The organism is Candidatus Poribacteria bacterium, from assembly GCA_026702755.1.
Classification (GTDB): Bacteria; Poribacteria; WGA-4E; order WGA-4E; family WGA-3G; genus WGA-3G.
Map to the genome: position 1 here is coordinate 45252 of JAPPBX010000102.1, position 17927 is coordinate 63178.

The window sequence follows — 17927 nt, forward strand, 5'->3', positions numbered from 1 at the left end:
GGTTTCGCTGGATTTCTCTATGCATACGCGGGTATATCAGATTTGATGTATTTTGAAATATCTACCTTTGATTTTCAATCCCGCTCAACCCAACCTACGGACCTCTAACAGGATAGCAGCGGGAGAATTCAATTTTGAAATTTGAATCACTTGGCATCATAAATGCGCCAGATACCTTCCACTTTTCGCATCTTAACAGGTACTTCCGGCGGCTGCGCCGTCGGTACTCTTAATCGGAAGTGGAATTCATCACCCACATATTCGCTGCTTACAATCTCCATCTGACTCAACATTTGACGTATCTGAGGACGCATATCCTCTGGCATATCCTCAAAATCACTTTCAAATGTCTCTCTGGCATCTCCTGTAAGCATCGAGCGTATTGTCTCTGAATCAAGATTTTTAAATGCTTCCACGAAAGTGTTCATTACATCTTCCGGAGATTGCCCCGTGCGCGCTGATGACACTTTTCTCGGCTCTGAATTCGGTTCGACAGAGATTTTTGCCCAAAAAGCGTTGACCAACCCTTTCTCGCTGAACCAACTGCCAGTACCCCCCAACTTAAAGAGCTGCCCTCGGTCAAAAGGGTGAACGATTTGTTCACTCATGCCCGGCTCAATATCCCACGCAGAAGCCAACGCATTATCAGGTACACCTGTTGTGGGAAGTTCCGTATCTCCGGCGAATAGATCGAACGAACCCTGCCCTTCGCCATTGCCCACCCAGATATCAATGGTGAGTTTACCACCGTCTTCAAACGGTGTGGTGTCAATCTCAACGGTTGTGTAATCCTGATTACCCCGGCCGGGCGCGCGAAAAATGTTCAGGATCTCCATTGAGGGTCGCTGAGCGTTGAGTGCGACGTGTCGACTACTACTCGGTCCGCGGTGTTTCCCAAGTGCCGCCAAAGCATCCTTTAGAAATGTTTCATACTTTTTCACGTCAATATTGGACTCGCCCGGTTTGCGATAGGGTAAATGACTTATCAACTCTAACTCGGGTGAGAGTATAAAAGTGTTTACCGAGCGACCTACCTTGTGTTGTACCACAGCCTCTTCAAGTGTTGTAGAAATCGTGCTTGCCAATCTACTTACCGGTTCACCCTTCGTCCCGCTCTGAAATTCAGGAAGGTCCCCTAAAAGTACGAATACATTGACAAATTGTTCGTTGAGAAGTCCTATAATTTTTGAATTGGAGAGGACACCTGCCCTCAAAGATTTGCCGCTCCCTCAGCACGATTCATCATCAAATACACCCCATGTCATCAGCACATGAATAGGGCGATCCTTCGCTTGTGCCTGTGCAACAACCTCTTCAATAGGGAACCTCTTGATCTCGGCAGACTTGTAGAAGGCAGCCGCCAACATCGCCTTCGTCTCTTCTTCTGTAATGGCAGTCTCCCAGACAATATCACTCTGATCATCTGCGTTCTGTCCGATAAGTTCCATGCGTGGGACGAAAACCATATCCGCTGCGTTAAAGGCGTTGATGTCAACATTGGTATTGCGAGAAGGGAGATAGAGCCAAAATTCTCGAATTGTCCCATTGTTCCGATTCAGCACCAATCGTCCAGTAAATTGTGCCGGTGTAAAGTAAGCAGGAGCGTCCTTATCCAAGAGGAATTCCGCATGAACTCTGAAAACAATTTCTGCATAATCGGACGATAGTGCCCGTAGACACGCGAAGCCACCGTCCGACTCCATACCACTTACGGCTCTACGATGATCTGCTGTCGTATACCAGCCACCCGGATTTAAATGCATTTCAGCAGTTGCCCCGGGGTGAAATTGACGAAGAAAGGGGACAATCTTGTTAACATCAAGTTCCCATAGGTCTCCGACGGTAACATCTCCGTTGGGGAAAAAGGCTGTGAAAGCGTCTGCTTTATATTCCTGACTTGGATGCGCCGGTGAAAGGTTGTTGAAGATGGCTGCATTTTCCGGTGAGTAATTGGACAGACCCAATGCTGAATCTGCAATAGGTTCCCAATAGGCACGCACTTGTAAAGTTGCCTTCTCATCCAATGTATTCTCCATGTTTATCTTATTAGCGGCACTTTGAAGGGTTAAGTTCAACCCTAAAACCCATATTACTAATATTGAGACAATCAACCAATTCCTTTTCATTATTAACTCCTGGATTTGATTTATCGTGAATGATGAACATAGATGGAGATTTCAAGCTAAATAGACATAGCACTCCGCTGGAGTGCGGTCGCGCGGAGATTATGAAAGTGCTTGTTCGCCTGCTGTATCCTTTTTAGAGGGAGAATGTCTAACAGGATAGCAGCAGGAAAACTAAATTTTGAAATTTGAATCACTTGACATCATAAATGAACCACACGCCCTCCACTTTTCGCATCTTAAAAGATTTCTCCGGCGACTGCGGCAGTCTTAATCGGAAGTGGAATTCATCATCTACATATTCGCTGCTCAAAACCTCCATCTGACTTAACATTTGACGCATCTGGGTACGCACATCTTCTGGCAAATTTTCAGTATTCATTCCAAATGCTTCTCTGGCATCCTCTGTAAGCATCGGAAGCATTTTCTCTGAGTCAAGATTCTTAAATGCTTCCACGAAAGCGTTCATTACATTTTCCGCTGAGGTTCGCTGAACGTCGAGAACGTTGAGAGCGACATGTCGAGTACTACCTAATCCGGGGCGTTTCCCTTCTAACGATTCCACGAGAAACCGACGGTAAGCCTCCTCCATGTTATTTATCGCATTGAATAGTTCATTGACCGGTTGCCGTCCCATCAGTTCCAGGTCTGGCGATATTACCAAGCAATCTACTGGAGAATGCCGCTTCCACCCACTAATAATTGTTCGCGCCAAAGGCTGCATTCCGTCAATTCCCTTCGCTTCACGTAATCTTTTCATATCAGTGTTCAGCACCCAAGTATTGACAAATTTTTCGTTTAGCGATTCGATGATTCGGTCATTGGAGAGGACAACTGCCCTCAAGGTTTTTCCGCTCCCTCAGCACGCCTCGTCGGTGAGCGGTCCATTGATCGAAACCACATGAATCGGCCGTTGTAGCGACTTTGCTATCTCTAACGCTTTGTCCATTGCTACCCATTCGATTTGTTCCGACTTGTAGAAACGGTGTATCAGCCTACGTTCCGCCTCTTCCTGGGTGATGGCTTCGGTGAATTGCGTGTCTGACGTGATAGCCTCTGTACCCGCAAGAAGTCCTATTTGGGGACAGAAGCCGGCATCCGTACCGTAGGAGGAACTGTTCTTGTGTTGCCGGTTCACATCGAAGTTGAGTGTGCCTTCAGGGACGGACATCTCAAAGAAGGCGACCTTAGCCTCGGCACGGTTGATAACCAAACGCCCAGCAAACTGGGACGGGGTGAACCAACCGTCCTCTAAAGCAAATTCTGCATGAATGCGAAACACAATTTCGGCAAAGAGATCATTGTAAGCGCGAAGCGTTGCCCATAATCCTGATGAATCCACAGGACTGTGCATCTCCACGTATGGGTTGGGGTGAAGTTGCTTCAGCAATTCCAGAACGCCCTCCGGTTTAACTTGCCACAGTTCGCCAACGGAAACAGGTTGATGCGGCAGAAATGCGTGGAAAACAGACGCTGCATATCGCTTTTCTGGCTCGGCGACTTTCAAGTTCGCTAATGTGTCCCAATTCAGATGAAAGTTGTCTACTGTAAACTCAATCGGGGCAATGAAGCCTTTGACAGAGACTTCTGACATGCTATCAAGGTTAAGTGTGATTTTGTTAGGTATGGCGTTCTCATCAGCGTTGAGTTGTCCACTCATCATCACCAGAATGAGAAGTCCAATCGTTAAAGTTTTCATTTTTAATCTCCTTAGTCATAATTAACATTCTACACTAACAGCACTTATATAAAAAGTTGTTGCTTACATAGATTTTATAGTAAAGCCCAAAATTATCTGTGGGAGTTCATTACCCTTTATAATTAAAGACCCAGTTTTGCGCAAAAAGGTTGCATAATGTTAAAAAATGGGAAAATTTCAATTTTATTGGGGCGGGAGCTCGTTCCTAAAGAAAGATGGGAGGCGGCGCAGATACATCAACGGAATGGCGAGGTTATAAACCTCGCCAGCGGCGGTGAGGGTATTTTGGCAATGTAATACTAAGGAACGGATTTAGTCTAATCCCAGACTATAGTGACCTCTAAAAATAATGAAACACATTTTGGAAGGCGGACGAGGAAACCTCGCCCCTACGAACCGGCTTCTGTTAAAGATGAAGTGTCTATTTAATTGTTGGTTTTACTATAAATCCAGTATTTCTGCGTATTTTCGTCGTTTACTAACCGACTGTCAACATATTTCGGATTTTACTATAGCCTGCTTTCACTTCAGGCGAATTTCACCCGTAGAGGCGTGCAATTTCAGTAAGGGTCCACCACCGTTCAGTGTTCCCTTTAGCAGATTTTCTGTAATTTCATCTTGAGGTTGAAGAGAGAAATCGCTTGAGATTTTCCCTTGGGTTTGAGCGTCTATGTCAATGGCAATATGGGGGCCGAGCGTAACATCTATCGCTCCACCCATTGATGCGTGCAAAGTCCAGGGATGTTGTGGTTGCATTGTCATTTCCGCACGGATATTTCCCATACCGGTTGTCAAGTTAACGCTACTTTGACACCCTTTGAGAGTAATGTTCCCACTCAAACCGGTTTCTCCCCAGACTTCGTCTTGGATTTTTCCAAGATAAATATTACCGCCTAAAGCCTCTGCTCTAACTGACCCTATCAGGTCACCGACATGAATATCTCCGCTGGATGCAGTTTTGAGCGTGACATTATACTGACGTGGGACTGTTGCTTGAATTTCAACTTTAAACCACTTCAATCCGTCTTGCCAATATTCCCGCCCACGCTTGAATTTTCCCACGACTCGGATATTCGATTGGGTATCCAGCCCTTCGTATTCAATCGTAGTTTCAAAATCCTCAAACAATTCGTCCCGCCATCCGACAAGTTTCGGTCGCATTATTAGCAGTCTCGATCTCCATATTTTTTTAATGGCGATATCGACGTGATTGTGATCTGTGGTTTCTATATTGATTGTACCAAACTCTGTGTCAACTGTTAAATGTCCGGTAGGATAAACGTTGTGCCCTTCTGATCTCGAGCTTGATTGGCTGATTCCTGATGAGAGTAGACCAAGAATAATCAATGATAGGAACAGAAGCGGAAAGATCACAAAAGCGACGAACCGCTTGGACTTTGTCATCTGAGTCTCCTTTTGTTAGTATCCAATTCACCAATGGGTTATTTAATACTATGCCTATCTGGCATACTTGTCAAGAAGATAAGCGGTGCCACTCTTGCGACTGCATCAAGAAGCCTTCCTGTCCCTCTTATACCATTTCTGAAAGTAGATATTGCATGAACAACTTTTCTGAAAGGGGCACGGTGGCACAGACTAACAGTCTATGCTACATGCACATTGAAAGGTATTCAATTAGAAATGGTATTATGCGAGGATTCGGGACAAGAAGGCTCCTTCTACAAATATTAACCCAAGTTGTCGTTTGGGTTCTCAAACAGCAACCTCAGCAGAATAAAATTACTGGCTATTTCCCAAAATACCTAACAGGATAACACACCGTTAGCTGTTGTTATTCTGACGTTTGATTGATGATGGACCGGAAGTTACTTATTCGCTTCCCGAATCAGCCGATTTGACTTCATACTTCTTTAATTCCAAGTTTAATTCAGGGGGCTTGACTGTAGGCAGAGCTCCAACTTCAGGAGGCATAGTCGTAGAGATAGTTTTCAGAAAAATATCCTCGGCCTTTTGATGAAGCTTGACAATCCCGATATTGGGTGCTACCCACAGCGTTGTAACGGATTCGCCGGGCGGATCTGATCCCGTTTCCGGTGAAGGCACTGCTGCTACCTCTGTTTCTGTTCGGTATTCAATTTTCAAACAGTCTTCAAAAGTGCCAGCGGGTGTCTCAACGTTTTCTCTGCCCACCACGGTCCCTGTTTCGACAATAGTGAATTCGAGTGTGATTTCTGGAGGATCTTGGGGAGGAACAGGTGTCAGTGTGATTTTGGCTTTTATCTGCGTTGCCTTCCACTTTTCGTTGAAGGTGACAGGGATCGGCAGTGCATAAAACGGGTCTTGTGCCTCTATCTCAATATTATAGAGCATAATAAACGGTGCCCCCATTTTCTGCAATAATTTCAGAAAAGCCTCCATCTCTTTGGTAAGATGTGCTTTGACGGCTTTCTCTGCCTCATCACCGACCCAGAACGTGACCTTCTCCTCACCGATCCGATAGAAATTGGGATGGATGTGATAATCATAGTCTGCCCAATCCTCGAAGGCGGGTTCATAGTTGAAGGCATGATACGTCTTACCCTCAATTTCTTTTTTCTCTACAGCACGGCGTGTCAATTCATTGCCATCCTGATCTTCGTAAACCCAGTAACTCCCTTGCACGTGTGGAAAATAGGCATCTTTGCTTTCCGCCGCGAACAGCGTTGTACTGAAGCTAAAAATGAGCAGTAGACTTAAAACGAAACGAAATCTTTTTAACATGATAGGTTCCTCTTTATTAGTAAGGTGAGTTCTGTATTTGTAGCGCAAACTTTTAGTTTGCGCCTTATGGGACACAATCTAAAAGATTGTGCTACAAAAACGCCGCCGATTCTGAAAAGGACACGCGATGCGTTTCTGATGGTTGATGGTTATTCTTTGGCATTTATACTTCTGCGCGTATGAAGATAAGAAATGCCCCCGAGAAAAATACACCGAGCAGTAAAACGAGCAACAGCAGATCTAAAGTCGCGGTGTTGAACGTATCGCTGAAGGCGATCTTATCCTCAAATTTCGGAATCGCTTCACTTGAGAACGGTTTCTCGGACATGCCTTCAGGGATGCCGATGAGGTGGCGACTTTGCATGTCTGCTCTGTCGGTTTCGACGATGAATTGTCGGAATTGTTTTGTGTAATCGTGCACGCGTTCTAAGTATTGCAAGTGGCGGTTGAAGCCGGTACCTGCCATTGATTCAAGGGCGTATTGGACAATCGCCGCTGGTGAGAACCGGGTTACAACCCTTGCGCGTTGTACCTGTACGATTTGTGCGTCTAAATACTCGCGGTTAAGGCGTTCTCGGGTTTCTATGTCTCTGTTGACGAGTTCCGCCTTGAGTGCCAGTTCTTCATCACCTTCTGTTTCCCACGCCGCCATATACTTTTCCGCTTCGGCTCTGGCAGCTTCAGGGTCAGTTTCAAAAAGTTTCTGAAGTTCACTTAAGCTTGGAAGGTTAGGGGTCTTTTTTTCTTTGATTGCGTTCAATCGATCATTATAGTCAGCGTCAATCTGACCAAGGGCTGCGTCTCTTGAGGCATGAAATTGATCGATCGTTTGGACGGGTGGCATCCATTTTGTGGAAAGGGTGCCGAGGGTTGACGGCATAAAAATCACAGTGGCTACCCAAATCAATAGAAGCACAACGAGACTTATCCGAGGCTCTCGCGTGCCAGCAGAAACCATCAGTCCCAATCCGACAAAGATACCCGCGTAGCCGAAAGCAATCAGTAGAACCAATCCTAAACGTCCCCAATCGGCTGTACTTAGTTGTGTCCAATTGTCAGTCGAGATCACCGCCAGATTCAGCAATACTGCGAAAACAAACGGAATGAGGACAGTTATTAAAGTGCCTAAGAATTTACCGATCAACAGAACAGGGCGCGAAATCGGATTCGCGAGACACAATCGCAAGGTTCCCTGTTGTCGCTCACCTGAAAGCGCGTCGAAGGTGAATAAAAGCGGAATAAAGGAGAGCAGATAGGTGATGATGAATACCCAATCTATCTTTGTTGCCTGCGGACGCAGGTCTCCTTCATCTGGATTCGCGGAGCCGTAACTCAGCCACCAATTGCTTTTCGCCTTCCACCCTGGACCACTTTTGGACCAAGTCCCCTCGCTCTTCGGTGTATGTCCCGGTAGATAAGCGTTGCCGCCGTCTGCAATGAAGGCAAGCGCAGAGGGACGTTTATGGAGGTTCCCTGGTCCCTTTTCGGCTAAAGTATACAACTGCGTCCGAGATTTCAACGTATTGAGGGACTCGGTAACATTCTTGGAATAATTACGGACCCTTTCTGAGTGTGTCCGAAGATGCACTACGGCGTTGGTGACCATTAAGGCGGAAAGTATCACAACCGTTAGAATAAAACGCAGGCTATTGATGTGATCAAAGAGTTCTCGTTTGATAATATGCCAAATCATTTTTTTAATTTTCCTTGCGGTTTGATGTGGTTCGTTTGGTATTAGACTTCAATTTTGGTGAAAATCAGAGATGTCAGCGTGAACAGAACCAGATTGATTAATAGGAGTAAAAACAATTCGGGCAGTGCCCGCGTTGTGTTTTCCCAAACATCCGCCCGCTTAAAACGGAACTGTGGCAAGTCCCACCAGTCTACTGTGCCTTTGTCAGAAGCGAACCATTGCCGACTGCCGAATGCATCTTTGTCGTGGAAATAGTCAATGACCGTACGCCGGTAACCCTGAGCGGCTTGCACAAAATCAAACATGCCCTCCAAATCCGTGCCTGCCCAAGCGGAGGTTGCAAACGTATATAAGCTGGCAGGACTGAGTTTCATTAAACGTTCATGCCATATCGCTCTCCGGAGAGAGGTGGTATCTAAAGTCTGTTTTCGGACTAAAGCGATCTGTTCTGCCGAACGGATGTACAAGGCACCCATAGTCGCATGATAGTTTTGAACGTGCGGCACGAGGGCATCTGATTGATTTCCCAATTTCAGATCTATTCCATATCGTCTACTGAGGTGCCCGCCTGATGAGAAACTATTTGACTGCTGAACATCCAGATTAAACTTTCGAGGTTTGCCTTCGAGCGGACTGTTCGCTAAAAATTGGCTTTCCTCTCTGTCAACCTCCTCCCAAATCTGTTCAATCTGTTGATTCGCCGATGAATGTATTGCGCGCGTATCACCCACCGGGGTGATGGCAAATCGGCTCCAATTTGGATAGACGAGTACCAAAGCTACCCACAAAAACATACAGAGCATCAATGATGTGGCAGTCCGGCGCGTTGTTGTGGAAATCAACAGTCCGATCAGATAAAAAGCAGACAAATAGATGGTTGTCGTCAGAACTATCCCGCCGATCCGAAGGAAATCTTCTCCACCCAATTGGATTGAACCGACAGTAGATAACAGGATCAGGACCATCAGCAGGCTCATCAGTACGGGGAGCAGCAGGCAGGCCATAGCACCAATATATTTGGCAAGTAGAATGGATCCACGCCTCACTGGATGGGAGATAACCAGGCGTAAGGTGCCACTTTCCCAGTCTCCTGCAATTGCGTCATAAGCGAAAAGCAGTGCCATCAGGCTCAAAACGACTTGAAAAATGAGGACGAGATCAATCTTTGAAAAGAGGTTGAGAAACGCGTTATCGAGACTTCGCGCCGAACCATCTGAAATCATCGGGACGCGACCGTAGTAGATGTCAAAAGTACTTCCAAGCCGCTTATCCAATCCCGCGCTAAAGAGACTTAAGGGGTTCGGCGGACGTTCAACAGATAGTTTTAGCATTGAGTAGGTTTTCGCTTCCTGCGCTTTCTGACGATGAACATTCTCTTGCTGGCTATATCTCACCAATCGACGCTCGTAATCTTCGAGAAGCACAACGGCATTGGCGAAAACGAGGAGAAGCGTAATCACAACAGCAGCAAAGAATCGCGCACTCATCAAATGCGTTAGAAGCTCTTGGCGGATCAGGTTTCGTAGCATGATGCTTCCTTAAAAATTTGGGATTTGTCTATTAGAGACACTTTGGAGAAAAAAGGATAGTAAAAACTGTGCGGGATAGTGAAATGGGGGAAATGTTGCTGTTAGTAGTCCCTGTGGTGGGAGAGGTAGGTTAAGCAAGTTGAAGTATTAACATTGAAGTTTTGCATTTCCAAGTGGGTTGGAAAGTTGGAAGGCGGGAAGGTTGGAAGATAGGGGGTACGATGTTGCTGCCAGTCTTCCTGTCTTCCACCCTTCCTCAAAACCTGATTCTGGTATTCTCCTTATACCGTTGACAAACCTATCTTTACCTCTATAGCGGTGGATAGGGTGACCTCTTCCGCATGTTCCGATTTGGTTGCTGGAGTGGGATCGGGTTCTGGAAACGTTCTAAAGCCTCTTGGGCACGTCTGAGTTGTTTTGTAGCGTGCTCAATCTGTTTTCTGGCGTGTTCAACTTGTTTCGGATTGGGTTGTTTCTTGGCGCGCGCAATCCGTTCCTTGGCACTCTCAATTCGTTTCTTGGCGCGCTCCATTTGTTTCTTGTGGTCCTCAACCCGTTTGGCTACCAGTTTATCAATATAAGCGACTTTATAAGCGTTCTGATTATCCATTAAAGGCATGCCAAGAAACCCGATTTCCTGCAAATCTGGATTGTCCTCCAAAAATGCCAAAGTATGTCGCTTTGACAGGTAGATCCTATAATCGTCGAAATCCTCTATAGTGATACCTCTCTGCAAAAGCATCTGAAGCCACTCTATTCGTGAATGTCTCGCGTCTATTTCACCGCTAATTGCAAGCTCGCTACTGTAAACAACACCATCCTCACAGAGTGCTATCACCTTCGCCTTTGAATACTTTTGGTTGTATGCCGCATCAAAGGCGTTCATCAACCCCTTCACGGTTTGCAACCCTTCATACTTTTCAGGAGTGGTATCTGGTGCTGGGTGCTTGGCTTCTATTGATTCTATGAAGGTATTAACTGTTTGCGAGTTTGCTTGGAAGCCAAAAAAAGTAGTGAACCCGAGAACTATCAAAATTATGAACATTCGCACGGCGTTTTTACGTGTCATTTCGTTGCCTCTCCTTCGTTAGTCTTGTTTTGTGTAAACTTGTTGAGGTAATTCGCTATTGTCGTCGTGTCTTCTAATATTAATGATCTAATTTGTGGACGAAAAGGGTGCATAATTTCAGATTTTGATGAGATAACTTGTAAGACCTTCGACTAATAGTATGCGAACTGGTGTGTGCGTCAAATATCCAATCTAAAAAATTTCAGGAACGCCACGGTTGTCAACACCACTGATAGGAAACAGAGCAGCAGTAAATCTACTACAGAGTGTCGAAGGGTTTCTGATAAGGAGGTTTCTGTCATGTCTGGCGGCGGGGCAATCTTCTTGGGTTCAGCTTTACCAGATACGAATCGCGCCATTGTGGCAAAGTCATCGTCCGTAATTTCACTGAAATACTCTTCTTCAAGCTGAATGTAATAACGATTGCCCGCTTGAAAGTAGGTGTTTCTTTTTATTTTCCCGGTCTCGGCTAAATTCATGGCGAGGTAAATCAAGGAAGATGTGGGAGTGATTCGAGAAAGGGTTTCTCCAACCGATTCTTGCCGCTTTTTTTCACGCTGGTATTCTCGCTCGAGTTTGTCGACTTGCTCCTGAAACTTCTGTCGATATTCGGCATCGATTGGTTCCCTGAGTTCCTTGATTTTTGGGAGAGTCTCGTTGAGACTAAACGAAGTCCCTAAAGTTTCTGTTATTTTTTTCCCAAGCACTTGTTCCTTTTCTGCATTAAGGTTATTGCGAATCGCAGTTTTTTCCATGTGGACGCTCTGAATCGCGCGTGTTGGGGCGATAAGTTTAGCGGTGAGAAACCCAACGCGTGGGGCAATCAGCACGGCAAGTACCCAGACGGTAAAGGCAATAATGAGTGCTGTTTTCGAGTTGTCTAAGTAGGTGGAAATTACGGTCCCTATTGCAAAAAATACACCGATGTAGAGCAACGAAACTAACGTCAAACTGAGCACACGTAGGAAGATGTCAGATTCACCCAAAGGAAACCCTTGCGAAACAAGCAGGAGTAAACCTAAGAGAAACGCTACGAGGAACGGAACAACAAACACGATATATCCACCAATTAGTTTACTCCACAAGAACAAATCTCGTGGTAAGGCATTTGCCAGAGTTATCCGAAGCGTTCCAGCCTCTTTTTCACCTGCGACAGCATCAAACGTAAACAACAGCGCAAGTAGACTGAAGACAGTGCTAACAACGAACAGAAAATCGAGGTTCCCTAAAGCGGAGGAGAGAGGGGCTTCTGCAACGGACGTTGAACCCTGTTTTACACCGTTGCGTGTCATTCCAAGATAACTGGGAAGCGATTCCTCTAAACCTTTCGCGAAGACGCTCAAAGGTGTCGGTTCAAGAAAGAGTTTGGAAACTTCCAGGTCCGGGGCTGGGGAATCTGGCAGTTTCTCCTCGGTTTCTGCGTCCGATAGTTTGATGGATTCTTGATAATTGACTTGGTTTTGAAGGTAATTGCGGTAATTGATGTGTAGGGTGAGCGGAACAAGCAGGAGACACATCAACAGGAGCGCGACGAACCGGACGCTCAGAATATGATGCATCATCTCTTTTTGAATTAGCGTCATTAACATTTAGCGTGCTCCTTATGCAATGGACAAAACCTATCTTTCTCCTACAAAGGCGGATAGCGGGGTGTCCTTTTCATATTCTGGTTTGGTTCGTTAGGTGTTTTGTCACGTTCCAGAATCTTCTTGATGTGTTCCAACACCTCTTTGACCTGCTCCGCTGCGTCCGATCTGTTTTGACGTTCCAAATCTTCTACTGTCTGTTCTAATTGGTTCACAAGGCTCCGTAGAGGTGAAAGCGTCATCTCTTCAATTTCGCTGTGAAGCTGCGGAACTTGTGGGATTGTTGGAACGTTAGGTGCTTTTGGGATACTACTTTCGACAACTTCTATCTGTGCCTTTATCCTTTTCTTGGCGGCTTCTACTCTCGTCTTTGAGGCTGCTATCCGTGCCTTAGTGGTTTCTATCCGTTTTGCAGTGGCTTCTGCTGGGATTTTCCAATTCCGAGTATAGTATCTTACAAACCGATCAATATAATCGGCTTTGTAGGTTTCCCATGCCTCTGTTGACGGAATACCGTGAATCTCGGTTTTCCAGAGATACGGACTATCCTCAAGGAATGCCAACTGATGCCGATGTGCCATACAGAAAAAATAATCGATAAGGCTTTCTATGGTGATACCTCTCTCCAAAAGGAGTTGAAGCCATGCGGTTCGGGGGTACCGGGCATCTATTTCAGTGCCCTTAAAAGAGCTGGAGATACCTTTCTTTGAGAGCAGCTCTGACCACTTATGGATCCCCACTATTTCGTCCGGTTTAATTTCAGCGATACTCGCTTTTGAGAATACGGTCGCTATGGTACGTGAGTGCTTGCGGTTATAGGCTTCATCAAAGGTGTGCATCAGTGCTTGTACGGTTTGTGGACCTCTATATTCTTTAGAACCGTAAGAGATTCCCTCATTGAATTCTGTCCGCACCAATGCCTTCTGTGAAGGATCCCACTTATCTCCTGCAGGCACCCATGTTATTGAGCGTTCAAGTACTATCGGACCCGCCTGCAGATCGAAAAAAGGGGAAGCACTCAACACAATCAAAAGGACGAGTATACACACGACATTTCTACGTTTTATTTCCATAATGTCTCCTCCGTTTCTAAAGCAGATGTTTGCGTCATCGGTCGCTTTTCCTTATTATAACCTAAGCCACCTATTTGTGCACATGGCACTCCGCTGGAGTGCAAGAGGTTGTAGACTGCATTTTCTATAGACATAGCACCCCTACGGGGTGAGGAAAGTATTTGAAAAACCGTGTTAGAATGCCAAAAATCCGTTGGTAGCAACTTGGGTTATTATAACGCAAGTTGCCACCTTTCGTAGCATAATCTGTTAGATTGTGCAGAAGAAGGCGCAACCTAATAGGTTATTATACACATGTTAGCGAAAAAAGTTGCAATGAATTGCTTCAATTCCCACCGCGCATTTTGAGGTTGTCGTTACTACAAACGAGTTTCAAAAAAGTTGCATTTTATTTTAAAAAAACAGTATATCCAAGGAATCCTTGAAGCGGAAAGGCTAATTGGTTATCAATAAACGTACATCGCAGCTTGTTGCATCAAATATCCAACCTGAAGAATTTCAGGAATGACACAGTCGTCAACACGACTGCAAAGAAGCAGAGCAGGAGCACATCCACGGCTGATTGGCGGACCGTTTCTGCTAAGGTTGTGGTTTCCAAAGGTGGCGGCTGTGTAATTTTGACGATATCAGTCGCCGGGTTCCACGTTCTTACGGAAGCATGATCTACAATTTTACTGAACAGATCCGTATGGAGTTCATTATAGTAACGCTCACCCGCTTGAAAGTAATTGCTCCTTTTTTGCTTCCCTGTCTGTGTCAAGTTTGTAGTGAGATAGATGAGGGATGATGTTGGCGTAATTCGTGAAAGCGTCTCACCTACCTGTTCTTGCTGTTCTGTTTCACGTTTGTAATCCCGGTCGAGTTTGTCAGCGTGATCTTGAAATTTCTGTCTATATTCCTCTTCAAAGGGTTTCATGCGTTCATCAACTTTGTTCGCAACCTCTCCAGCTATTATGCGTGTGCCCCGTTCATATGCGGGCATCTCCATGACAATTTTCTTTTTTTCTTCTGAGAGTGCCGCATTGAAATCATCTCGAATAGCTTTCTTTTCCATATAGACGCTCTGTGAAGTTCGTGTTGGGGCGATAACCTTTGCTGCAAGGAATCCTATGCGTGGCGTAATCAGCACGGCGAACACCCAAAGGGTGAAAGCGACGATGAGTGCTGTTTTGGCACTGTCCAAGTAGGTGGAAATCACGGTTCCTATTGCAAAAAACACCCCGATGTAGAGTAGTGAGGCGAGGGTTAGACTGAGGACCCGTGGAAAAATATCTGACTCGCCAAGAGGAAACCCTTGCCAGACAAGTAGCAGTAAGCCGAATAGAAACGACACCAGAAAGGGAACAACAAACACAAGGTAGCCACCGATTAGCTTACTCCACAAAAAGAGATCGCGCGGCACAGCGTTTGATAGGGTAATCCGAATTGTACCTGCCTCTCGCTCCCCAGCAACGGCATCAAATGTGAACAGGAGTGCAAGCAGGCTAAAAACGGTACCTACCACGAATAGAAAATCGAGATGTCCCAGAAGTTGGGAGAGCGGCGCAGAAAATGTAGAGGGTGGTCCCTGTGTGATTCCATTACGCGTCATCCCAAAGTAGCTCGGTAGTGAATCACCTAATCCGTTCGCGAAGACGCTCAAAGGTGTCGGTTTAAGAAAGAGTTTAGAAACTTCAATCTCCGGTTCCAGTGGTCTCTTCGGGTTTACTGTCTTTTCCTCGATGTTCGCCAGTTTAACCGCTTCTTGGTAATCCACCAAGTCTTGCTGATAGTTTCGATAATTAATAGAAAGCGTGAGTGGAATAAGCAGGAGACACATCACGAGGAGCGCGACAAATCGGACACTCAAAATGTGATGCATCATTTCTTTCTGAATTAGCGTTAGGAACATGTTTTCACCTTGCCTTGCTATTCTAAGGTCAGTTTTCAATCAAGAAAGTCCTATAATGCTGAAAATCCTGGTTCAGACAATTATAGTAAAGCCCGTAAGTATTTATACACCAACACAAAGGCGAGGATACAATCCTCGCCAGCGGCGGTGGGGATTGTTTCCTGACGAACTGTTATAAGACCTATATTACTTGATTAAATTCTTTATCTTCGTTGAAAGTGTCTCTGGATCGACATCTATAAGGACATCTTTGATAACGAGTTCCCGATTTAAAAGGAGTGTTATGAGCTCCGTTTGGGGTTCGGATGCCTCTCTATTGAGGAGCGACTGTATATTAAGGAACGTCCGTATTTGGTTGTTTTTATCAACCCAGATGGGCATCGAAAGTTGGTGTTTTGCCTTGAACGCCTCAATTGCTGTCGCGGAATCATCCGTGCTAATGCCAACCGCTTGCAATTGGGTAGCGTCGTAGTTTGCAAGCAGTCTCTCCATCTGTTTTAGTTTCGGGCCGCAGGTGGGAACGTCTGTTGAAAACAGGTTCACAAGGACAAACTTGCCGCGGAGTGTCTCTAACTTAACGGGTTTCTCGGAAAGGTTCGTCAGCGCGATGTCTGGCATCGGTTTGCCCAATAGCAGTGCCAATTCCTCCTGATCTATGGACACGGTGGGTGTTGGCGTTAATTGCTGGAGTATTGCTTTTCCCTCTGGTGATTCCAGAAACGCCTCGCCGAGTTGTTCTTTGAGTTTCGTTTGTACGTCGTCCGAGGGCTTGATTTGGATTTGGAAGATGTTTCTTTTTACGTTATTATTGCCGCCTTTGAGAAGCTGCTCTGCCATTTGTTTCCTGACTTCTTCGGGCAAATCTGCTGGTAGGTTGGGTTGAATGGAAATCCTTGTCACGACTTTCGTTTCGTTATAGATATTTCTCTGCGGACCATTTCGATAAAGTTTTCCGCTAATGCTTAGATTGAGCAGATGATGTTGGCAGCGCACAATAGGTATCATGTCGCCTTCTATTTCCAGTAGAATTTCCTGTCCTGCTTTCTGTTCAGGGCGAAATTCGTAAAGATAACTACACGGCAGTGTCGGGTCCGATCCGTCGTCAGTGAGAACCCCAGGGATGCCTACTGTTGTGTCTGCAGGGCAGAGCAGCACTTTTTCCTCCAGATATTGTGGAGAGAGTTCAGATAGCCACTGTGGTTCTCCGTCTGTCTCAGCGCGGTAGTTTTCGAGTGCGAGTTTTATCTGCCTTAAATTCTCTCTGCATCTCTCAATCCCTGTTGAATCGTCGGGGTTCTGTTTTTCGGAAGGCAAGGCTAACTCATAAGGATAGACATCTGCCAGAAGGAGACGGTTTAAACGGATTAGGTCTTCTCCGCTTTGTGGGTTTTGCGCAAGGAGTTCCTGCGTCTGTTCGCTGAGTTCGATATTAGCGAGATGTTGTGCTTCGTAGAGTGGGGCGACTTGGAGCAGTCGGTTCAAATCGTCGAGCAGTGCTTTCTGAAGAGCCGGGGAAGGGTTACTTATACCATCATATTCGTCCAGCAGTCGCTGGGTTTCGGCGGAGAGTTGTGCAGCTATAGGTTTGGATACCGCAGCGCGTGTGTCTTGAAGTTTCACTGCTAAACTGCCGGGGTCTTTGAGATCTTCGAGATGAAACAGGAATTGATTTTCATCTGCAAAGGCAACTGAAGTTAGACTCAGTAGGGTGGCAATCAGAAAGGTTGCAATTGTGTTCAGTAGGACGCGAGTTTTCAATCGTCCGATTGTTTTTGGCATATTCAAATCTCCTTAGCACTTACAATTTTGTAAGGCGCAGTATCGTATTATCGGATTGCACACCTCCTTTCCAGAAAGGTTCCCGAAAAATATGTGTTAGGACTTACGCAAAATCCGTTCCTCTCCTGCAGAATCGGAAAATTGGAAGGATGGAAGCCTGGATGGTGGGTTCCATCCTTCCCTACCTTCCACCCTTTCAGCCGAATATCCGCTTTCTGCGTGAGTCCTGATATGTTTTAGCCTACGCGTCTAACAGTTCAGTTTTATATTCCTCAACAATCGCCTCTAAAATGGATTCTGGGATCTCCTCCAATTGGGATGCTAATTCTTCTTCAACATTAACCATCAGGCTGTGGTCGAAGGTTTCGCGTTCGGCGCATGGGTCGAGGTATTCGCCGTGTGCTTCCAACAGGACTGCTAAGCGTGCTGGTGTCAATCCTTCGGAAATACCGTGCAATCCCCATGCTGTACCTTGATAACCTTTTTCATAATCGGTGCCGAGATGTTTCTGTAGAATTTCTTCTCTTTCGGTACCTTGCGCACCGCTGTTTTCGAGTTCTTCTGCGGCAGCAATCGCTCGCGGATCCAGTTCAATTTGGAAGGCAGTTGATGCGTCTGCCGCTGGGACAGGGTAAATTTTATAGATTTCCATTTTTTTAAGTACCTTTGATATTATGGCTTGTAAAGAAGAGCAGTTGGTTTGTAAAGAAGGGCAGCTACAAGGGCTGCCCCTACAAGGTTTGACAGTTCATCTATATGAATAG

At 45.7% G+C, this 17927-nt stretch carries 14 protein-coding genes; all 14 read right to left on the minus strand.

The genetic code is table 11. From position 1 onward, the window contains the following. Positions 1 to 146 precede the first annotated feature (146 nt). Positions 147 to 1214: a hypothetical protein gene (locus OXH39_20420; protein ID MCY3552831.1), complete on the minus strand. Its 1068-nt coding sequence runs from the start codon at positions 1212 to 1214 to the stop codon at positions 147 to 149. Between the two features lie 15 nt (positions 1215 to 1229). Next, positions 1230 to 2126, minus strand: a complete 897-nt coding sequence (locus OXH39_20425; protein ID MCY3552832.1) for a hypothetical protein — start codon at positions 2124 to 2126, stop codon at positions 1230 to 1232. Between the two features lie 190 nt (positions 2127 to 2316). After that, a complete protein-coding gene (locus OXH39_20430; protein MCY3552833.1) occupies positions 2317 to 2967 on the minus strand; it encodes a hypothetical protein in 651 nt (216 codons plus the stop codon). Positions 2968 to 2982: 15 nt separating this feature from the next. After that, positions 2983 to 3822 carry a hypothetical protein gene (locus tag OXH39_20435; protein MCY3552834.1) on the minus strand — a complete coding sequence of 280 codons (840 nt, stop codon included), beginning with the start codon at positions 3820 to 3822 and terminating at the stop codon, positions 2983 to 2985. 522 nt (positions 3823 to 4344) lie between these two features. After that, positions 4345 to 5226, minus strand: coding sequence for a hypothetical protein (locus OXH39_20440; protein ID MCY3552835.1), 882 nt, complete (start codon positions 5224 to 5226; stop codon positions 4345 to 4347). 426 nt (positions 5227 to 5652) lie between these two features. After that, positions 5653 to 6543: a hypothetical protein gene (locus OXH39_20445; GenBank protein ID MCY3552836.1), complete on the minus strand. Its 891-nt coding sequence runs from the start codon at positions 6541 to 6543 to the stop codon at positions 5653 to 5655. 163 nt (positions 6544 to 6706) lie between these two features. Continuing rightward, positions 6707 to 8236, minus strand: coding sequence for an ABC transporter permease subunit (locus OXH39_20450; protein ID MCY3552837.1), 1530 nt, complete (start codon positions 8234 to 8236; stop codon positions 6707 to 6709). A 41-nt stretch (positions 8237 to 8277) separates the two neighbouring features. Continuing rightward, positions 8278 to 9765, minus strand: a complete 1488-nt coding sequence (locus tag OXH39_20455; protein MCY3552838.1) for an ABC transporter permease subunit — start codon at positions 9763 to 9765, stop codon at positions 8278 to 8280. Between the two features lie 310 nt (positions 9766 to 10075). Further along, positions 10076 to 10834 (minus strand): hypothetical protein, encoded by a 759-nt coding sequence (locus OXH39_20460; protein MCY3552839.1) that lies wholly within the window; start codon positions 10832 to 10834, stop codon positions 10076 to 10078. Positions 10835 to 11013: 179 nt separating this feature from the next. Continuing rightward, positions 11014 to 12423: an ABC transporter permease gene (locus tag OXH39_20465; GenBank protein MCY3552840.1), complete on the minus strand. Its 1410-nt coding sequence runs from the start codon at positions 12421 to 12423 to the stop codon at positions 11014 to 11016. 41 nt (positions 12424 to 12464) lie between these two features. Then, entirely contained in the window at positions 12465 to 13493 is a 1029-nt protein-coding gene (locus OXH39_20470) for a hypothetical protein (GenBank protein ID MCY3552841.1), read from the minus strand. A 475-nt stretch (positions 13494 to 13968) separates the two neighbouring features. After that, positions 13969 to 15423: an ABC transporter permease subunit gene (locus OXH39_20475; protein MCY3552842.1), complete on the minus strand. Its 1455-nt coding sequence runs from the start codon at positions 15421 to 15423 to the stop codon at positions 13969 to 13971. A 147-nt stretch (positions 15424 to 15570) separates the two neighbouring features. Continuing rightward, complete coding sequence (locus OXH39_20480) at positions 15571 to 17163, minus strand: TlpA disulfide reductase family protein (protein MCY3552843.1); 1593 nt, start codon at positions 17161 to 17163, stop codon at positions 15571 to 15573. A 241-nt stretch (positions 17164 to 17404) separates the two neighbouring features. Beyond that, a complete protein-coding gene (locus OXH39_20485) occupies positions 17405 to 17815 on the minus strand; it encodes a hypothetical protein (GenBank protein MCY3552844.1) in 411 nt (136 codons plus the stop codon). Between the last annotated feature and the right edge of the window lie 112 nt (positions 17816 to 17927).